The sequence below is a fragment of the Terriglobus albidus genome, assembly GCF_008000815.1.
Classification (GTDB): Bacteria; Acidobacteriota; Terriglobia; order Terriglobales; family Acidobacteriaceae; genus Terriglobus; species Terriglobus albidus_A.
Window position 1 is genome coordinate 1,555,404 of sequence record NZ_CP042806.1, and the last position, 19,041, is coordinate 1,574,444.

The 19,041-nt window shown below is 58.9% G+C and carries 15 protein-coding genes; 4 read left to right on the forward strand and 11 right to left on the reverse strand.

All coding sequences use genetic code 11. The annotated features are described in order from the left end of the window. The first annotated feature begins 169 nt into the window (after positions 1-169). Together FTW19_RS06165 and FTW19_RS06170 are read left to right on the forward strand one after the other, a co-directional pair. On the forward strand, positions 170-1,432 hold the full coding sequence (locus tag FTW19_RS06165) for a two-component system sensor histidine kinase NtrB (RefSeq protein WP_246153600.1): 1,263 nt from the start codon (positions 170-172) through the stop codon (positions 1,430-1,432). After that, positions 1,429-2,808, forward strand: coding sequence for a sigma-54-dependent transcriptional regulator (locus tag FTW19_RS06170; protein WP_147646810.1), 1,380 nt, complete (start codon positions 1,429-1,431; stop codon positions 2,806-2,808). The genes FTW19_RS06165 and FTW19_RS06170 overlap by 4 nt, the downstream gene beginning before the upstream one ends. A 208-nt stretch (positions 2,809-3,016) precedes the next feature. Here the strand turns inward: FTW19_RS06170 and FTW19_RS06175 are convergent, their stop codons facing one another. From FTW19_RS06175 to FTW19_RS06190, 4 genes are all read right to left on the reverse strand, one after another. Further along, on the reverse strand, positions 3,017-3,478 hold the full coding sequence (locus FTW19_RS06175) for a PA2169 family four-helix-bundle protein (RefSeq protein WP_147646811.1): 462 nt from the start codon (positions 3,476-3,478) through the stop codon (positions 3,017-3,019). A gap of 286 nt (positions 3,479-3,764) precedes the next feature. Then, positions 3,765-6,389, reverse strand: coding sequence for a DNA translocase FtsK (locus tag FTW19_RS06180; RefSeq protein WP_147646812.1), 2,625 nt, complete (start codon positions 6,387-6,389; stop codon positions 3,765-3,767). A 147-nt stretch (positions 6,390-6,536) separates the two neighbouring features. Next, positions 6,537-8,204 carry a ribonuclease J gene (locus tag FTW19_RS06185; protein WP_147646813.1) on the reverse strand — a complete coding sequence of 556 codons (1,668 nt, stop codon included), beginning with the start codon at positions 8,202-8,204 and terminating at the stop codon, positions 6,537-6,539. A 125-nt stretch (positions 8,205-8,329) separates the two neighbouring features. After that, positions 8,330-9,175, reverse strand: a complete 846-nt coding sequence (locus FTW19_RS06190; RefSeq protein ID WP_246153601.1) for a 2,3,4,5-tetrahydropyridine-2,6-dicarboxylate N-succinyltransferase — start codon at positions 9,173-9,175, stop codon at positions 8,330-8,332. 102 nt (positions 9,176-9,277) lie between these two features. Here FTW19_RS06190 and FTW19_RS06195 point away from each other — a divergent pair, with 102 nt between their 5' ends. Next, complete coding sequence (locus tag FTW19_RS06195) at positions 9,278-10,168, forward strand: alpha/beta hydrolase (RefSeq protein ID WP_246153602.1); 891 nt, start codon at positions 9,278-9,280, stop codon at positions 10,166-10,168. 15 nt (positions 10,169-10,183) lie between these two features. Here the strand turns inward: FTW19_RS06195 and FTW19_RS06200 are convergent, their stop codons facing one another. The 4 genes from FTW19_RS06200 to FTW19_RS06215 all read right to left on the reverse strand — a co-directional run bounded on the left by FTW19_RS06200 (position 10,184) and on the right by FTW19_RS06215 (position 13,697). After that, the gene (locus FTW19_RS06200) at positions 10,184-10,609 is read right to left on the reverse strand and encodes a response regulator (protein WP_147646815.1); all 426 of its coding nucleotides are present in this window, start codon (positions 10,607-10,609) and stop codon (positions 10,184-10,186) included. A gap of 169 nt (positions 10,610-10,778) precedes the next feature. Continuing rightward, the gene (gene dapA / locus FTW19_RS06205; RefSeq protein ID WP_147646816.1) at positions 10,779-11,699 is read right to left on the reverse strand and encodes a 4-hydroxy-tetrahydrodipicolinate synthase; all 921 of its coding nucleotides are present in this window, start codon (positions 11,697-11,699) and stop codon (positions 10,779-10,781) included. Between the two features lie 36 nt (positions 11,700-11,735). After that, positions 11,736-12,326: a TMEM175 family protein gene (locus tag FTW19_RS06210; RefSeq protein ID WP_147646817.1), complete on the reverse strand. Its 591-nt coding sequence runs from the start codon at positions 12,324-12,326 to the stop codon at positions 11,736-11,738. A gap of 102 nt (positions 12,327-12,428) precedes the next feature. Continuing rightward, on the reverse strand, positions 12,429-13,697 hold the full coding sequence (locus tag FTW19_RS06215; RefSeq protein WP_147646818.1) for an aminopeptidase: 1,269 nt from the start codon (positions 13,695-13,697) through the stop codon (positions 12,429-12,431). 78 nt (positions 13,698-13,775) lie between these two features. Between FTW19_RS06215 and FTW19_RS06220 the strand changes: the two genes are divergently transcribed. Then, a complete protein-coding gene (locus FTW19_RS06220; protein WP_147646819.1) occupies positions 13,776-15,584 on the forward strand; it encodes a TonB-dependent receptor plug domain-containing protein in 1,809 nt (602 codons plus the stop codon). Positions 15,585-15,771: 187 nt separating this feature from the next. On the opposite strand, the gene FTW19_RS06225 is transcribed toward FTW19_RS06220, so the two are convergent. From FTW19_RS06225 to asd, 3 genes are read right to left on the reverse strand one after another with little or no spacing between them, the layout of a single operon-like run. After that, positions 15,772-16,446 (reverse strand): 4-hydroxy-tetrahydrodipicolinate reductase, encoded by a 675-nt coding sequence (locus FTW19_RS06225; protein ID WP_147646820.1) that lies wholly within the window; start codon positions 16,444-16,446, stop codon positions 15,772-15,774. Between the two features lie 15 nt (positions 16,447-16,461). After that, the gene (gene lysC, locus FTW19_RS06230) at positions 16,462-17,910 is read right to left on the reverse strand and encodes a lysine-sensitive aspartokinase 3 (RefSeq protein WP_147646821.1); all 1,449 of its coding nucleotides are present in this window, start codon (positions 17,908-17,910) and stop codon (positions 16,462-16,464) included. Further along, complete coding sequence (gene asd, locus FTW19_RS06235) at positions 17,907-19,031, reverse strand: aspartate-semialdehyde dehydrogenase (protein ID WP_147646822.1); 1,125 nt, start codon at positions 19,029-19,031, stop codon at positions 17,907-17,909. Before asd ends, lysC begins: the two co-directional genes overlap by 4 nt. Between the last annotated feature and the right edge of the window lie 10 nt (positions 19,032-19,041).

Sequence of the window (19,041 nt, forward strand, 5' to 3'; positions counted from 1 at the left end):
TAGAAATCCCCATGTTTCATAGGGATTTGGGCTTCCACGATGTCCCATTTGGTACACCGCTGTCCGCAATCCGGCACTCTGGACAGGCCATACCCGGGTGCCCCATATCTGCGAAGCAGATGTGGGAGTATCGAGCGAAGCTCGATCCGTTCGTTCTTCCAAGAAGTTGATGTTCTCCGAACTCGACGCGTCAGCCGGCGTTATCTCGTCCCCTAAATTGGCTCCGGAATTGCTATACAACTCAGCGATGCCCGCCGTTGCTCAGCTTCGCTGGCCCATGCCATCGCCGCCTGCATGGGAAAATGACACTATGGCCCAGCTTCCATCTGCGCTGCGATCGTCGCATGCCAAGGCGGTGCTTGTCGGTACCCTCGTGGTGTTGTTGGCCATCTTTACCTGGGCTGTTCCGCCACGCTATGTGGTGTTGCACAACATCCTGCACCATCTCAACATCCTGCCTTTTATGCTCGCCGGGCTCTTCTTCGGCTGGCGTGGCGCGGCACGGACTGTCCTGTTTGCGGCTCTTCTGTTCCTTCCTTTGATCTACCGTCATTGGTTCCGCGCCCCGCTTGACGCGCAGGATCAGGTCGTCGAGCTCAGCACCTTCGGCGCTGCCGGTATCATTGCCGGCCTGCTTGCGGACCGCGAGCGCATGCAGCGCCGCCGGGTCGAGACCACCAAGCGGGAGCTGGAGCACGTCTACACCGAACTGCGTCAGAATATCGATCAGCTTCGTAAATCAGAGCGTCTCAGCGCGGCCGGCCAACTCTCCGCCAGTCTCGCGCATGAGATCCGCAATCCCCTGGCCAGCATCAGCGGCGCCGCCGGTATCCTGGCCCGCGGACAGGCATCCGCAGAGGCTCGCGCTGAGTGTCTGGAGATTCTTACCAAGGAGTCTCAGCGCCTCAATAAGCTCCTCACGAACTTCCTCGACTTTGCCCGGCCTCGACTTCCACGCATGCAATGGATGGAGCCTGCCGAGATGGTCTCCTCCGTCGCCGCTCTCGCCCAGCACGCAGCCAGCCGTCAGAACGTGACTTTGGAGGTCCTCCATGACACGGAACTGCCGCCGGTCGAATGCGATCCGGAGCAGATCAAACAGCTTCTGCTGAACCTTGTTCTGAATGCTATCCAGGCAACCGAGGGCGAAGGAATGGTTACCCTCAACAGCTTTGTGCACGGTGGCAACCTCTGCATTGAGGTGCGCGATCAGGGGAAAGGTATAAGTCCCGAAGTTCGCGCTCGCATCTTCGAGCCCTTCTTCACAACCCGCGAAAATGGCACCGGACTCGGTCTTGCAATCGCCGCCAATATTGCCGGCCAGCACGGTGGAACGCTCACCTGCGCGCCGAATGTTGGCCACGGCGCTATCTTCCGTGTCGAGCTTCCCACCGCATCCGCGCCGTTACATCGGCCCGTGGAGGTGGCGTGAGCAATCACGTTCTTGTTGTCGATGACGACGTCAGTCTCCGGCGAGTCATGAAGCTGCAGCTTGAGGAAGCGGGCTACCAGGTCTCCGTCGCTTCCGATGGTGAAGAGGCGTGGCGCATGCTCCGCGAGTCCGAGCCTCAGCTGGTCATCACTGATCTGCGCATGCCTACAACGGGACTGGAATTGCTCTCGCGCATTACTCAGGCAGGTCTTCGTACGACGGTTATTGTTGTCACGGCCTTCGGCACGGTCGAGACTGCCGTCGAGGCGATGAAGCTTGGCGCTTATGATTACGTCACCAAGCCTCTCGACTTTGACGCGCTTGTCCTTGTTGTGCATCGCGCGATGGAACGTCAGAACCTCATCGAAGAGGTCCAGACTCTGCGTTCCGCGCTCGATCAGCGCTATGGCTTCGAAGCGATCGTCGGTCACTCCAAGGGACTTCTACGAGTTCTCGATCAGGCGGCACGTGTCGCTCAGCGTGACGCAACGGTGCTCATCCAGGGAGAGACCGGCACTGGCAAGGAGCTTGTCGCGCGCGCCATCCATCACAACAGCCGACGTGGCAAACGCCCGTTTACCGCCATCAACTGCGGCGCCATCCCTCGTGACCTCGTCGAAAGTGAACTCTTCGGCTACACCAAAGGCGCGTTCACCGGAGCTGTTGCGAACAAAGAAGGCCGGATCGAGTCCACCAACGGTGGCACGCTCTTTCTCGACGAAGTCGGAGAGCTTCCACTTGAAGCTCAGGTCAAGCTGCTGCGAGTCCTGCAGGAAGGAGAGCTTGCCAAGCTCGGCGCCACCGATCCCATCAAGGTAGATGTTCGCGTCATTGCAGCCACCCATCGTGACCTCTCCGCGATGGTCGAGGATGGAACCTTTCGTGAAGACCTCTACTATCGCCTTGCCGTCGTTCCGCTCCGTATTCCGCCATTGCGTGAGCGGAGGGAAGATTTACCGGAACTGATCGAGGTGCTCTTTGAGCGCGCTCGCAAGCGACACGCTATCGAGCATCTGCGTCTCTCACCCACGGTGCTGCAGCATCTTATCGCCTATCACTGGCCAGGGAATGTCCGTCAGCTTGAAAATGTGATGGAGCGTCTGGTGGTGCTCTCGACCTCTGAAGTCATCTCCACAGAAGACCTTCCGCCAGAGCTTACTGCTCCACCGCGTCCTGCTCCCTTTTGGCTCGACCTTCCAGAGCAGGGCATCAGTCTTGAAGCTCTCGAGCGAGACCTCATCCGCCGCGCGTTGGAGAAGTTCAACGGCAACCAGACCCAGGCTGCCCGCTATCTCGATATCAGCCGCCGCACACTCATCTACCGCATGGAAAAGCACGGCCTCGCCCCGGAATCGGCTGCTAAAGAGGATCTCTAGCTCGTATGTCCTGAGTCCTGAGTTTTCGGGGCATAACGACAAATTTGGGAATCCATACTCTGGGTGCCCCATCCACTGCAATCGGGGTCCCCAACGGACTTGTTCGTTGGGGTGATAACGCAATGGGGGGGGATATTTGCGAAACTCTTGCCCGGGCGGTTAAACACAAAACAGCCCTATAGGCTGTTTTGTGTTTGACCGCATTCGTCTAAGCCGCTTTTCGCCGATCACGCGCGCTACGGACATAATCATGGGCTGTCTGGATATGCGCATACTGCTCGCTCAGCATCTTATGCACCGGCAGCGGTAGCGCCTCCTGAACAGCTTTGGAATAGACCTTCTTGGTGCTGTCTTCGCCCTGCTCGGCTGTCGACAACAGGGTGTAGTCTCCACCGCCAAGCTTGGCCTTCAGGTCGCCCCAGGAGCGGCGCATCGTACCTGTCATCGTTCCGCTTTCTTTCACGTCGTGAAAGCCGGCATGATGCAATTCGTTTTCCAGGTCAGCCCTGAAGCGTGCCCGCTTCAGGCTTTCCGCCAGAAAGTAACGCCGCAGCATGTCATCCTTCAAGTGTTCGCCGATCGTCTGGAAACCTTCTTGTCCGTCGATCAGGATTTGAATCACTTCCCGTAATGTGCTGTTGATTCGGTTCTGCTTTTCAGCATCGCTCATTGCCATGGGTATCCTCCATCAGTTTCGAGATGTTGATGTGGCCAGTGCAGGGTCCGCCGGCTGCGTTGCGATTCTCCTCCGCCGGCGACAAGCAGGAGAAATCGCGAAAATCCTACTCCCCTGCCAGCCACTTCTGCATCTCCGCCGGCAAATAATTCACCGGCGCCATGTATCACCGTGGGATGCCTCTGATCCAGAGAGGTTTGCCCCCAAAAAGCAGATACGGAACGGCTCGCCGTTCCGTATCTATCTGTAAGAAAAAGCTGCTACAGTCCGAGTTCAAGAATTAACGCATCGCCGGATCCGTCTCACGCAACCAGTCCGGACTCTTGAGAATCTCCCGTGGTTTGGATCCTTCTGCCGGGCCTACCAGACCGTCCCGCTCCATCATGTCGATCAAATGCGCCGCGCGGCCGTATCCAATACGCAGACGGCGCTGCAGCAGGCTTGTCGATGCCTTGCCGAACTCGAAGACCAGCTTTACGGCATCGTCGAAGAGTTCATCGTTCGTATCGTCACCGTCCATCGCATCCAGGTCACGGCCTTTGTCGTCCTTCGGACCCTCCAGGAAGCCCTGGACATACTCGGCTTCGCCCTGCTGCTTCCAGAAGTCGGTAACGGCGGCGATCTCCTTTTCTGTAACAAACGGAGCGTGCACACGCTGCAGACGCGAGGTTCCTGGCGGCAGGAAGAGCATGTCGCCGCGCCCCAGCAGGCTCTCAGCGCCGTTGGAATCGATGATGGTGCGCGAGTCCACCTTGGTCGCCAGGCGGAAGCTCATACGCGTAGGCACATTCGCCTTGATCAGGCCGGTGATTACATCGACCGAAGGACGTTGCGTCGCCAGCACCAGGTGAATTCCAACAGCGCGCGCCATCTGCGCCAGGCGGGTAATCGCCTCTTCGACGTTTGCTTTATCCAGCATCATCAGATCAGCGAGCTCGTCGATGATGATCATGATGTACGGCAGCGGCTGCTGCTCTTCATCGTCCTCAAACATCGAAGGCGTGCCGTTTTCAAAGAGCTTGTTGTACTGATCGATGTTGCGAACGTGCTTGGAAGCAAGCAGTTTCAGGCGCCGTTCCATCTCTCGTACCGCATTGCGAAGCGCATTCGCCGCCAGCTTCGGCTCCGTGATGATCGGTGTGAAGAGATGCGGAATGCCCTCGTACATACCCAGTTCCACACGCTTCGGATCGACCAGGATCATGCGCACCTGTTCCGGTGTCGCCTTGAAAAGCACGCTCATAATCATGGCGTTGATCGCCACTGACTTACCCGAACCGGTGGATCCGGCAATCAGGACGTGGGGCATGGCGGCCAGGTCGGCCGTGACAATGCGGCCATTGATGTCTTTGCCCATCGCCATCGCCAGGCGGGACTTCGTGTTGGCGAAGTGTTCGCTCTCGACAACGTCACGCAGCCAGATTGTTTCGCGCTCGCTATTCGGCACCTGGATGCCGACGGTGCTCTTGCCGGCCATACGTTCGATCAGAATGCTCTCGGCCGCCATCGCCAGGCAGAGGTCATCAGCAAGGCCCGTAACGCGCGAATACTTTACGCCGGCCTCCGGACGGAACTCGAAGGTCGTAACTACTGGTCCGGGGTTGATCTGCGTGACCTGACCGTGAACGTCAAATTCAGCACACTTCTCGACCAGCGTGCGGGCCTCTTCGCGAAGAGCCTCTTCCCGCACAATAGTCGGCTCCTCACTGCGGTGCAGCAGGCTCGACGGGGGCAGCTTGTAGCCATGAACGCTCTTAGCGGTCAGGGTAACGGTCTTCAACTTCTCGTCAGCGCGCTTGCCAAATGAGATCTCTTTTTCCTCGGTCTCCGGCTGCTGAGCTGCCGGGGCAACCGGGGCAGGGAAACTGACGACCTTACGCGGCGTCTCCGGCTCGGCTTGTGCCGGATGGTGAGCCCACTCGGGAGTAGGCTCCTCGATGGTCGCCTGGTGAAGGCGTTCCTCGGCAGCGGCGGCATACGCCGCGGGCAACGCGGGCTCTCCGCTCTCGGCTGGGGCATCGACCATAGTGCGCGGCACTTTCGCCCAAACAGAGGGTGCCGGTGACCCTTCCGCCTCCACCGGATCGGCGTTGTCGCGCTCACCCAGAGGCTGCGGCTGTGCCTTCTTCCTCCCCCACCAGCCGAACAGGCTGCTGAGCAGGGAGGTGCTTTCGGTCGCAGTGGCCTTCTGCGCCTTGCGGTCGGCCTTTTCCTGGCTGCGGCGGTCGCGCTGCATGGCGCGTTCGCGCTTGCTCTCGTACTCCGCAATCGCCCGGTCTGCCCGGGAGGCACGGTTGCCCCTCCAGTTGCGCCAACGATCCTGCATCGCCTGCAGGAAGGCGAAGCGGGCCGTCGCCCATTCACGAGCGGTGTTGAAGGTGAAGGTCGTGGAGAGATAGGTGGCCATCACCACCATCAGGCCGACGACAATGCAGGCGCCAGGGAAGTTCAAGAGGGCAATGACGGCATCAGCCATCAGGCGGCCTTCCACGCCTTCAATGGGCAATGTGCTGCGCCAGAGCATATGTCCCGGCAGCAGAGCGAACATGGCCGGACCGAAGAAAATCCAGATTGCCAGGCCTGCGAGCTTGGCAACAGGAGAACCCGCCGGTCGCGAACGCATCCAGCAGTAGCCCAGCCGCATGAGTGAGAGTGGCACGGCGAACGCGGCGATCCCAAGAAGCTGCAATGTGGCGTCGCTGATAAAGGCGCCGACAATGCCTGTCCAGTTGTGTGCCGGACGCCCTGTGGCGTAGCCCCCGACGGTGTTCCATGAGGGATCGGTCGGCGTATAACTGACCAGCGCCAGCGCCAGCAGCCCACCCGCTACCAGAACGGCCAGGCCAATCAGCTCGTTCAGGCGGCGATTACGCGTTGGCGTTGTAACAAAACGGAGTGGCTTCATCGACACCTCGGAACAAAAGCGGACCGCTTCCGCGCGCTTTGCGCGCGGAAGTACCTTTCATTGTCCTCGCTTAGGGCTGGATTCCGGGCCGGAAATCACCATCCGGGGAACCTATCTGGCTACCCTTGGAACACCATTCTGGAATCTCTAAATCTCCAGAATTACCGGCATGATCAGCGGCCGCCGGCTCGTATTCTTCTGGATGTAGCGCTTCAGGTCCGTCCGGATCTTCTCCTTGATCACGCCATAGTCGCCTTTCTCTTCGTTAGAGGAGGCATCCAGGGTGCGCGCGATCACCTGCCGCGCCTCGGTCAGGATCGAAGGATCAGGTACTGCAAAGCCGCGCGCAATGATCTCCGGCGCTCCTTCCACCAGGCCGGTGAGCTTATTGATGGCAAGGATCGGCAGCAGCAGCCCTGCCTCCGAAAGGTGCCGGCGGTCACGGATTACCAGATCGTCCACTACGTCTGCCGTCGATCCATCATCGATCAGGATTCTGCCCGCCCGCACTTTGTCCCTGCGGGTGGCTGAGTCGCGCGTCAGTTCCAGCACGTCTCCGTCTTCCAGCAAGAAGGTCTGCTTCGGAATCCCGGTAGAAGCGGCAAGCTCCGCGTGGCGCTTCAGATGCCGATAGTCGCCGTGCACCGGGATGAAGTACTTCGGCTTCACCAGGTTGATCATCAGGCGAAGCTCTTCCTGGCTGGCATGCCCGCTCACATGGATGATTCCCTGGGTGCCATCGTCGAAGATCACGTTTGCATCCCGGCGGACCAGGTGATCGATCATGCGGAAGATGCCTTTTTCGTTGCCGGGAATGATGCGGCTCGAAAGCAGAACGGTGTCGCCGGGTTCAATCCGCGCGTGCTTGTGGTTATCCACCGCGGCACGGGAAAGGGCCGACATCGGCTCGCCCTGGGTGCCGGAGATCAGGACACAGACCTTCTCCGGTGGGTAGTCCTTGATCTGCCCGCCATTGATTAAAATGCCTGGCGGTATATCGATATATCCAAGGTCCGTGGCAATCTCGGTCGAGTTGTCCAGCGACCGCCCGATGACGGCGACCTTGCGGTCATGTTTGTCTGCTAGCTCGAAGGCAAGCTTCAGCCGGTGGATCGAGGAGGAGAAGCAGGAGAAGAAGAGTCTCTTCTTCGTTCGTCCGAAGATTTCGTCCAGCCGCGGCCGAACTGCCAGTTCGCTCGGCGTGTGTCCTGGCCGGTCGACATTAGTCGAATCCTGCAGGAGGGCAAGAACGCCACCGTTCCGTCCCAGCTCGGCAAACGCCTGCAGGTCGAAGGGATGGCCGTCCGGAGAAGCCAGGTCGACCTTGAAATCTCCTGTATGCAGGATTGTCCCTACCGGGGTATGGATCGCCAGGGAGACGCAGTCCACGAGGGAGTGCGTGACCCGGATCGGCTGAATCCTGAACGGTCCGATCTGAAACTGCTCGCCGGGAATCATCTCCAGCATCTCGGTGTCGTCCAGCAGCTTGTGCTCTTCCAACTTGCCTTCGACATAGGCGAGGGTGAACTCGGTGCCGTAGACGGGAACATCCCGCAGTTCGGTCAAAATCCAGGGCAGGCCGCCAATGTGGTCTTCGTGACCGTGTGTCAGCAGAATGGCCTTGACCTGCTCGCGGTTCTCGACCAGGTACCCGATATCGGGCACGACAATGTCGACACCTAAGAGTTCCTCGTCCGGAAACATGAGTCCGGCATCGATAACGAGAATATGGTCGCCATAGCGAATGGCACAGCAGTTCATGCCAAATTCGCCAAGGCCGCCGAGCGGGATGATTTGCAGCTTGTCGAGACTCATCAAATCTTCATGCTAGAGCATTTTTCCTGTTGCCGGGTATCCCGGAAGAAGAGTGCTGCGGCGTTTTCATTGCGGAAACGCCCATAAATGCGGAAACCCTACACTACGCCTACAGAAAAAATGCTCTAACGCAGCAAGTCTTCGAGTGCCGTCGAGAGGTCGGTCTTCTCGTCGCGGTACTTCACAATAATCGGGGTGTAGACGGAAAGCCCCCACTCCGTTCCTTTTCCTTTGGTGACAGCACGCGCGCCAGGAACCACAACCGCGCCTGACGGGATAATAAGCGGCTGGTCCGCCGTCGCCTTCAGAACGGTTCCGTTCACCGTGTCATAGACCGGAGTTCCGCGCGTCAATACGGTACCTGCAGCCAGTACGGCCTTTGAACGAACAATCGTCCCTTCATAAACACCCGTATTGCCACCTACCAGAACGTCATCTTCGATGATCACGGGCGAGGCATTCACGGGTTCAAGCACACCGCCGATCTGGCATGCCGCGGAGAGGTGGACACGCTTGCCGATCTGCGCGCAAGAGCCTACCAGAGCGTGCGAATCCACCATGGTGCCTTCATCCACATACGCGCCAACGTTTACATAGGCAGGAGGCATCATCACCACACCCTTGGCGAGATAAGCTCCGCTGCGTACCGACGACCCGCCGGGTACAACCCGGACGCCCTGTTCGGGGGTAAAGGTGCGTGCCGGATAGGTGGCCTTATCGATAAAACTCAGGCGGCCGCAGGACTGATCTTCGAGCTGGCCGATACGGAAACCCAACAGGATGCCGCGTTTGACCCATGCATTGACCGTCCAACCGATGGACGAGGCGGCATCGGGGGAGGCTGAGCGCAGCGTACCGGCTTCGAGCTGACCGCGGAGCTCCAGAAAAGCCTTTTCAGCATCGGGATTACCGATCGCTGCGGCTCCGGAGGCGAAGTGATGTTCAATGGTCTGCTCGAGGGTAGTGCTCAAAAAGCTATCTCCTTGAAAGGCGGTATGTCTCCAGTGTAGGTGATGGTTGTCCCACAGGCGAATTCCACCCATCGTTAAATATCTGCAGCGTAAAATGCGTCCGTGCGAGCCTTCCTGGTTCTTTCCTCTTCTCTACTTTTCATCGCATTGTCTTCACCCGCGCAGGTCGTGACTCTGCCGCTGTGGCCCAACGGAACACCCGAACCGTGGTCTCCGGGCGCCGAAGTGGAGACCATGAAGCCAACGGACAAGCTGGTTGGCGGCCATTCAGTCTCGAAATTAAGCAGTATCGAACAGCCGACGCTGGCTCTCTACCAGCCGCCGAAAGAAAAGCGTACAGGTGCAGCAGTAGTTGTTTTCCCCGGAGGCGGCTACCGCATCCTTGCTCAGGATCTTGAAGGAACAGAGGTCTGCCAGTGGCTCAATGCAGAAGGCATCGCATGTGTTCTGGTGAAGTATCGCGTGCCTGTGAAAGAGCATTATCCGGCCAGTACGATCGACCTGGAGGATGCTCAGAAGGCGGTTCGCCTTACAAGGATGCATGCGGCTGAGTGGGGCATCAATCCCTCGCAGGTAGGTGTCCTGGGCTTTTCGGCGGGTGGCCATCTTGCCGCAGTTTTGAGTAATCATGCCGATTTCAAGCGCGCCGCCGCCGAACCTGCCGACGAGGCGTCTGTGAGCGCCAGGCCCGACTTTACAGTTCTGATCTATCCGGCGTACCTGACCGATGCAAGTCTGAAACAGATCGACGAAGGTGTTAAGCCGACTTCGGAGACACCGCCCACCTTTCTGCTGCAGGCAGAAGACGACCCAGTGCACGAAGAGAATGTGCTTGTCTACTTCCAGGCCCTGAAGGAGGCCAAGATCAAAGCCGAGCTACACGTCTATGCTGAAGGCGGGCATGGCTACGGATTGCGCACAAACGGGCTACCGATTGTGAAGTGGCCTTCGCTGGTCACGACATGGCTTCACACAATCGGGGTACTGCATTAGGACGTGCCATCAAACTCAGGCCGGGATAGGTAACCCCGGGTTGTGTCCACGCAGGCTTAATGATGGCGTCAGCAGCGTATGTATGAGATCCAGCAGATAAGGCAGGCTGACAGGTTTCTGTACGAAACGCCAGGATCGGGAAAGAATCTCCGCGGCCCGGCTCTGGCCCAGGTCTTCGCCGCTGATCAGGATGACCGGCATCTCAGGTTTTGCTGCCGTGAGGGTTTGTGCCAGCTCTACGCCTGAACCCTCAGGCATGTGAATGTCGGTCAGCAAAAGATCGACGTTCGGCCGGCTGGCAAAGACTTCCGCCGCACGATGCGCATTGTGGCAACTCAGTACGGCGTAACCTGCGTGCCGCAGGAACGCTTTGTAGAGCGACCGGATATCAGAGTCATCGTCGACGAGCAGGATGGTGCGATGAGGGAACTGCGAATTCATGACAGCAACTTCTCGTACTCAGGTAAAACGTGCGTAAAGTGAATCGGCTGTAAATTGCCCGGCCGGTCCCTATGTACAGGACCCGATACTCTGACGCTGATTGAGCTGTGGAAGTTTGCCCGTTTGCGGGACATGGAAAGCCATGTCCCTGCAAGTCATTCATTACAGGTTAAAAAACGCGCAGATCTTCTCCCGTCGGTAGGACATCGACCAATAGGCCAAGTTCCCCGATGAGGATATCGAGTTTCCTGCGCGTGACGGGAGAGACCTCGGTCATAGGCAGACGAAGCCCCCCGTGGATTTTGCCCATCAGGGTCAGAATCGCTTTGGTCGGTGAGGGATTCGGTTCCCAGTAAAGTGCGTTGAGGAACTTGCTGTAGTGCCTCTGAATACGGCGAGCTGTCGACCAATCGTTATTCACTGCGGCGTCGATCATCTGTGCCATATGGCGCGGAATGACGTTGGAACCGACAGAGATGAGTCCCGATGCACCTTGAGCAATGGCCGGCAGGGCCATGCCATCGTCACCGGCAAAGACACGGAAGTTGCGAGGGGCCGTGGCGATGATCTCGGAGATCTGGGCTATGTTGCCGGAGCTTTCCTTGATGCCGATGATGTTGCTGTGCTCTGCCAGGCGAAGCACTGTAGCCGGCTCAAGGTTTACCGCCGTACGGCCGGGGATGTTGTAGAGCACTACGGGCAGGGCCGAGGCATCGGCAATTGCCTTGAAGTGAAGGTACTGACCTTCCTGGGAAGGCTTGTTGTAGTAGGGATTTGCCGTCAGGATGCCGGAGAGGCCGGGAATGCGGGAAAGCTTTTCAACACGCGCAGCAGCTTCAGCCGTATTGTTGTGGGTGCATCCGGCCAGTACGGGAACCCGCCCTGCGGCTGAGCCGACAACCGTCTCGATCAGGCGGACGGTCTCGTATTCAGTAAGCGTGGACGCTTCTCCAGTAGAGCCGGCGGCGACCAGAAAGCTGATGCCGGAGTCGATCTGCCAGTGAACCAGAGAGCTAATCGCAGGTTCGTCGAGTGTGTTGTCTGGTCGGAAGGGCGTAATCAGCGCTGTCCCGCAGCCTTGTAGTTCCATAACAAATGCTAGTTTACCGTTGTGGGCGGGTGCTTGTCAGGAAGGACGACGGCGCGTCGCGAAGGTTGGGGTAACCCAAAGTGTTGTCACCACCGCAGCCAGCAGGAAAGAGATCCATGGCCGCAGGTAGGCGGCTGGTATGGCGAGCAGGTACAGAGCAATGCTCATTACATGTTTGCGGCGAGTAGCGTGGTCGGCCGGCTCCAGTTCTCCCTGCTCAGCAAGTAGGCTGTTGACCGCGAGGCGCAAAGACATGAACCCAAGCGCCTGCACCAGGAGTGTGACGGCGTAGAGAGCGGCGGAGAAAGAAGACATTCGGTGCTCAATGACCCATCCGGTAAAGAACGGCAGCAGCGAGAGGGTGAAGAGGAAGAAGAGATTCGTCCACAGAATGCGATGGTTCACTGTGGGAATACGGTGGATCATTGCATGGTGATTCACCCAGTACATGCTGGTGAACAGAAAGCTGAGCGCATAGACGCCGAGTATCGGCAGAATCGACCGCAATCCTTCCCAGCCGTCTATATGGGGAATCTTCAACTCCAGCACCATGATGGTGATGATGATGGCGATTACGCCGTCAGAGAAGGCTTCCGTGCGGGCTGGAGTGACTGGATGGTTCGCCATGCTTTATTCGCTGGATTTTAGCTGATGCCACTCGCTAAAGGCGCCACACAAAAGCGAATGCCCATGCCCCGGAGGGCATGGGCACCTGATGCAGTTGTGAGCCTAAGCCCAGTTTCCGTTGCGCATCAGCGGTTCGTTGGAACCGTCGGCGTATACGCCATCAACATTCATATTGGCGTTGCCGATCATCCAGTCCACGTGAATGAGCGAGCTGTTGGCGCCGAGTTTGTTTAGTTCCTCCTCGCTCATCTTTTCGCCACCGATGATGCAGGTGGAGTATGCCTGTCCAAGTGCGATGTGGCTGGCAGCGTTCTCGTCGAAGAGTGTGTTCCAGAACAGCAGACCACTCTCAGCGATTGGGGAGTGATGCGGAACAAGCGCCACCTCGCCGAGCCGGGCTGCGCCTTCATCCGTGGAGATCAGCTTCTTCAGCGCATCTTCTCCTGCAGAGGCGGAGGCATCCACAATACGGCCGTTCTCAAAGTGAACCGAGATGTTCTCGATCAGTGTTCCCTGGTGCGAGAGCGGTTTTGAGGCTCGAACGCGGCCGTTCACGCGATCTTTATGCGGCGTGGTGAAGCACTCTTCCGTCGGGATATTGGGCTGGCAGTAGACGCCGTTACCTGCGGTTGTCCCGCCGCCTGCCCACAGATGGTCATCGGCCAGGCCGACCGTCACGTCGGTGAGGCCGTCGTTCGAGTGGAACCGAAGCGCGTAGTATCGCTTGTTGTTCAGGAAATCCACGCGTTCCTTCAGGCGGCCGCCATGTGCTTCCCAGGCCGCGACTGGATCGGGCTGATCGCTGCGCGAGGCTGCGAAGATGGCATCCCACAGCTTGGCTACGGCCTCTTCCTCTGGAAGGTCAGGGAAGACGAGCTTCGCCCAGGCTGGGGTTGCGCAGGCGACGATGGTCCAGTTGATTTCGTGACGGGTAATGATCTCCATCGCCGGCTTGGCGGCTTTGCTCGCGGCGACATTGGCGCGCGAGACCTTTCCTGGATCCTGTCCGGCAAGTAGAGAGGGATTGGCGCCTGTAATGCCGAGGCGGGCAGAACCGGAACGATAGGCATTGGCAATTCCTTCGGAGAGCCAGACCGCTGTTTTATCGAAACTATCGTCGGGAGCGTACCGGTAGCGCGCCAGGGTGAGCTCATCGTCATTGAAAAGTGTGGTCACCAGTGTGGCGCCGGCTTTGTAAGCGTGTTCCGTAATGCGGCGAACAAAGGGGAGGGCTTCCATGGGAGCGGTGATGACCAGTTCCTGTCCAGCGCGAAGGTTGAGGCCGACACGGACAGTGACCAGTGCAAGGGCGTCGAGCTTTTCTTCGAAGGTTTTGGGGACAACGGGAGCAAGAACGGTTGCAGAAGACATAGTGTTTCTAGGGTAGGAGCCGATGTGCCAGTCCGCAAGTCCGGAAGATGCGATCCGAAAATGAGATTCTAGAAGTACATGAAAACTCTGGTATTGCTTGCGTGCCTGATCGGTGTGAGCGGATGGACGCGGGCGCAGAAGTCACAAGATACGCCTGAAGTAAGAACGACGGTTGTTGTGGTGGGTGCTCCGGATGCCCTGGCCGAGGAGGACTCGGCAAGATCGACGCGAGTGCTGGGGATCGAAGACCGGCGCCTGGCGCTGAGCGACAGCAACGATGTGCTGCGCAGCGACCCGGCGGTGGACATCCAGCAGCGCGGAGGCGCCGGAGTGCAGGCGGATTTATCGATCCGTGGCAGCTCCTACGAGCAGACCCTGGTGCTGTTGAACGGTTTGCGCATCAACGATGCCGAAACCTCCCACTTCAACCTGGACCTTCCAGTGCCCATGGCAGCGCTTGCGACCGCACATGTACTGCATGGTGCAGGATCGACACTCTATGGCTCTGATGCTGTGAGCGGCGTCGTGAATTTTGTCACCGCTCCGGCGCAGGACGGACTGCGGTTACGGCTGCAGGCGGGCGGGGGCAGCTTCGGCGGCCAGGAACAGTCGGCGTTAGCCTCGTGGGGAAAAGGGAAGCTGAGCCAGGTTTTTGCGGCTGGACGCGACTTCTCTTCCGGGTTCATGCCCGACCGGGACTACCGCTCTGAGGAGGCCGGTTCAGAGACCCGGTTTCACTCGGTGCTGGGTGACTCCGATGTACTGCTGGCAGGCAGCGATCGCGCCTTCGGTGCGAATGGCTTCTACGGAAACTACACCTCGTGGGAGCGGACAAAGGGATGGTTTGCCGGTCTGAGCCAGCAGATCGATCCAAAGACGCAGGCGGCAGTGGCATTCCGGCGTCATACGGATATCTTTCTCCTGACCCGGAGCAATCCGCTGGGCTACAAGAACCAACACATCGATACAAGCTGGCAGGGTGTTGTGCGTCGTCAGGATGCCTTGCCGTGGAAGCCCGCGAAGCTCTTTTACGGGCTGGAGACAAATGCCGACCAGATCGACAGCACCAACCTCGGACGTCATGGACGGAATCGCGGTGCGGGTTATATGGATCTGGAAGTTCGTGGACGAGGGAAGGGAACCCTTTCGGTTGGGTTGCGTGAGGAAGTCTTCAGCGGTGGCAACGCCGTGCTGGTGCCATCGGTCGCCGGAAGCTTCTGGATGGGCCAGAGCCTGAAGGCAAGGGCATCTGTCGGCCGCGGATACAGGCTGCCGACGTATACGGACCTGTACTACAACGACCCGACAACGGTGGGAAATGCTGCTCTGAAGCCTGAGTCGGCCTGGAGCTTCGATGGAGGACTGGACTGGTATCAGGGGCACAGGTTCTCCGCTTCGGTGACGGGCTTCCATTCGCGGCAGACCAATGCGATCGACTATGTACGCGCCAGCACTTCAGAGAAGTGGCGTGCAGCTAACCTGACTGGTGTACGGCTGACCGGAGCTGAAACCGCGATTGATTGGCGGCCGGTGAGTGGACAGACAGTGCGTGTCGCTTTCACTCAAATCTCAGGTGCGCGTGAGGCGTTGCAGGGGCTGCAGTCTGTCTATGTCTTCAACTTCCCCACACAGAATGCAGGTGTGGAGTGGATCGGACGCTGGAAAAACGGTGTTCTCTTGCGGCAAAGAGTGCGTGCCGTGCATCGGCTTGCGCGGGATGTGTACCCCGTCTGGGATGCATCGGCGGCATGGGAGGGAAGACAGGTGCAACCTTACTTCCGCATGACCAACGGCAGTGACTCGCAATACCAGGAGCTTCTCGGTGTACCAATGCCTGGGCGGGCGTATATCGCCGGAGTTGTTGTGTTGTGGGGGAAGGCAAAGTAATGGAAGGATTGAAAAAATGAAGAATTGAATAAGGGTTTGAGCTTCGCTCGAATTCTTTTTCTTTGTCATTTCGCAGTGACCGAAGGGAACGGAGAAATCTGCTTCTCTGCCCACCCCGAAACCGAATTGCTGGTTAAAAACAAAACCGCGGTTCTGATCGGAACCGCGGTTTTATTTTTTGTTCCGCTTACAACTCCGAGAAGATGTCTTTGAAGTCGTAGCAGCCTCTACGAGTAGAGAGCCATTCAGCGGCGCGAACAGCACCGTCGGCGAAGGCGCGGCGGCTGAAGGCCTCGTGGGTCAGAACGATTTTGTCGCCTTTGGAGGTGGCTGTGAGGGTATGAAGACCGACGGCATCGCCTTCGCGGTGACTGGTGATGGGAGCTCTCACTCCTCCGAGAGCCTGCTCCAGGCTGATGGCTGTGCCGCTGGGCGCATCGAGCTTGGTAACGTGATGGGTCTCGTCGATCGTGAATGTGTAGCCGGCCTTTGCAAGTCCCTTGGCTAGAACGGCAGCGGCCTGGAACATCACCTGGGTTCCGATGGAGTAGTTGGTGCCGTAGAGCAGACCCGCCTCTTTGCGTTCGGCGAGGCTGCGCATGTCGGCGAGCTTCTCGTACCAGCCGGTGGTGCCGACCACAACGCGGGCGCCGGTTGCGAGACAGGCGCGCAGGTTGGGGATGACGGCTTCGGGCGTGGTGAAATCGATCACTACATCGAAACCGGTGACGAATGGAGGCGTCAGCGCGGCGGCGTTAGGGTTCTCTTTCGCGTCGAGAACGTGCACGCCATGGCCGCGCTCATGCGCGACGTCGGCGACAAGTTTGCCAGTCTTACCATGTCCGAGGACGAGGATACGCATCAAAGATCTCTCTGATCAGGCTTTTGCGGTTGCAGGTTCGGTCTGTACTGCAGTGCGAGCTTCCACATCGAAGACGTCAGGGTCGGGGTTGGCGAAGAACTTCTTGTGCAGAGAGCGCACCGCCTCTTCGACATCCGACTCTTCGATCATGAAGCTCATGTTGATTTCGCTGGCTCCCTGGCTGATCATGCGCACATTGACGTGGCTGACAGCCGTAAAAACCTGACCGGAGATGCCCGCGTGACCGCGGATATCTTCGCCTACCAGGCAGATAAGAGCTTTGTTCGGATCCAGTTTGACATCGGCGATGGCGCTGAGATCTTCGATCACTGCATCGAGACCGATCGTCGAATCGACCGTCAGCGAGATCGAAACCTCAGACGTGGAGACCATATCGACGACGACCTTGTGCCGGTCAAAGATGTCGAAGACAGCCTTCATATAACCATGCGACATCAGCATGCCGGAGCTGACGATGTCGATGATGGTCAGCTTGCGCTTCGCCGCAATGCACTTGAAGGGCGACTTGCAGGGCGGAGCGGCGGCGATGATCTTGGTGCCTTCGTTGGCCGCGTTGCGCGAGTTGAGCACCCATACAGGGATGTTCTTCTGCACGGCCGGAAGGATGGTTGCAGGATGCAGTACCTTCGCGCCGAAGTAAGCGAGCTCAGCTGCCTCTTCGAAACTGATGGTCTTTACACGGAGCGCATCGGAGGTGATGCGCGGGTCCGTTGTCATGATGCCGTTGACGTCGGTCCAGATCTCGATAGCTCCAGCGTGCAGGCCACCACCAATCAGAGCGCCGGTGTAGTCAGAACCGCCGCGGCCCAGAGTGGTCGTAATGCCCTGCTCGTTGGAAGCGATAAAGCCGCCCATGACGGGCGTCTTACCGGCATCGATCAGCGGCAGAACATTCGCGACCAGCTTCTCCTCGATCTTGTCGGTGAGGGGCTTGGCTTTGCCGAAGGCTGAATCCGTGATGATGGACTCACGCGCATCATGATGAATGCCGTTCAGCCCGCGCTGGTCGAAGGCCGCGGCAACCATCCGCGACGAAAGACGCTCACCGTAGCTGACAACATTGTCCGTCGTGCGGGGCGTGAGTTCTCCAACTGCCGCAATGCCGCGCAGCAGATCATCAAGCGAGTCGAACTCATTCCCAATAACTGGCTGAAGCGCGGTGAAGTGCTCGTTGTCCAGCAACTCAGCGGCAGTGTCGATGTGGCGATTGCGCAGGCGGGCAGAGATTGCGAGCGCGCCCATCTTGTCGCCTTTACCGGCAGCAGCAGCGGCAGCCAGAAGCTGGTCCGTGACCTTGGCCATGGCTGAGACGACAACTACCGGAGATAGACCCTTCTCCGTACGGGTGCGGACGATAGCGGCGGTACGGTCAATCGCCTTGGCGTCCTCGACCGAGGTGCCACCGAACTTCATGACGACGATGTGATTGCGGGGTGTGCTCATGCGTTTACCAGCGCTTCCTGTCGCGCGCCGGCGAACTTGAACTTACCCATTACTGCCAGGATCTCGGCGTTGAGGATAGCCGCACCTGCAGCGCCACGAACCGTGTTGTGCGAGAGCAGGACAAACTTCCAGTCCAGCAGCGAGCACGGACGTAGACGACCCACGGTGGTGGCCATGCCATTGCCGCGGGCGATGTCCAGGCGCGGCTGCGGGCGATTTTCAGCTTCGTCGTACTCGACCGGGTGCAACGGGGCCGAGGGCAGATGATGCGCGCGCAGAGGCTGGAATTCGCGCCACGCGGCGACCATCTGTTCGTAGGAGGCCGGGGTCTTCAGCTTGATGCTGACGCACTCGGTGTGGCCGTCGATCACGGGAACCCGGTTGCAGTGCGCCGAGACCTTTGCGTCAAGCAGGTCGATGGAGCCGGTGCCGGCGGTCTCATCCGCCTTGAAGGCGCCGAGCAGCTTGCCGACCTCTTCCTCCAGCTTCTCTTCTTCGTTCTTGATGAAGGGAACGACGTTGCCGAGGATGTCGAGTGACGGAACGCCGGGGTAACCGGCGCCGGACACAGCCTGCATGGTTGTCACAAAAAGACTCTCAATGCCGAACTTCTGCTCAAGCGGAGCCAGTGCCAGCACCAGGCCGATGGCGCAGCAGTTCGGATTCGTGACCAGGAAGCCGCCGTTCTGCTTACGCGAGACCTGGGTTTCGAGCAGGCCGAAGTGATCGGAGTTTACTTCGGGTACGACCAAAGGAACATCCGGAGCCATGCGGAAGGCCGAGGAGTTGGAGATCACGGCGCAGCCTGCATTGGCGTAGGCGGGCTCCAGTTCCTTGGCGATCGGCGAATCGACAGACGAAAAGATAATGCGCGGCACTTCGCCGGACGCGAGCTGCTCCGCCGTAGGAACGGTGTTGGGCTGCACGATCATTTTGGCGATCTGCGCCGGCAGCGGCGTGTCGAGCTTCCAGTTGGTGGCCTCGCCGTACGGTTTACCGGCGGAGCGGTCCGATGCCGCGAGCCACGTAATCTCGAACCAGGGGTGGTTGGCGAGAAGTTGGATAAAGCGCTGACCCACCATGCCGGTGGCGCCAAGGATGCCTACTTTACGTCGTTCCATACTGTCCTTG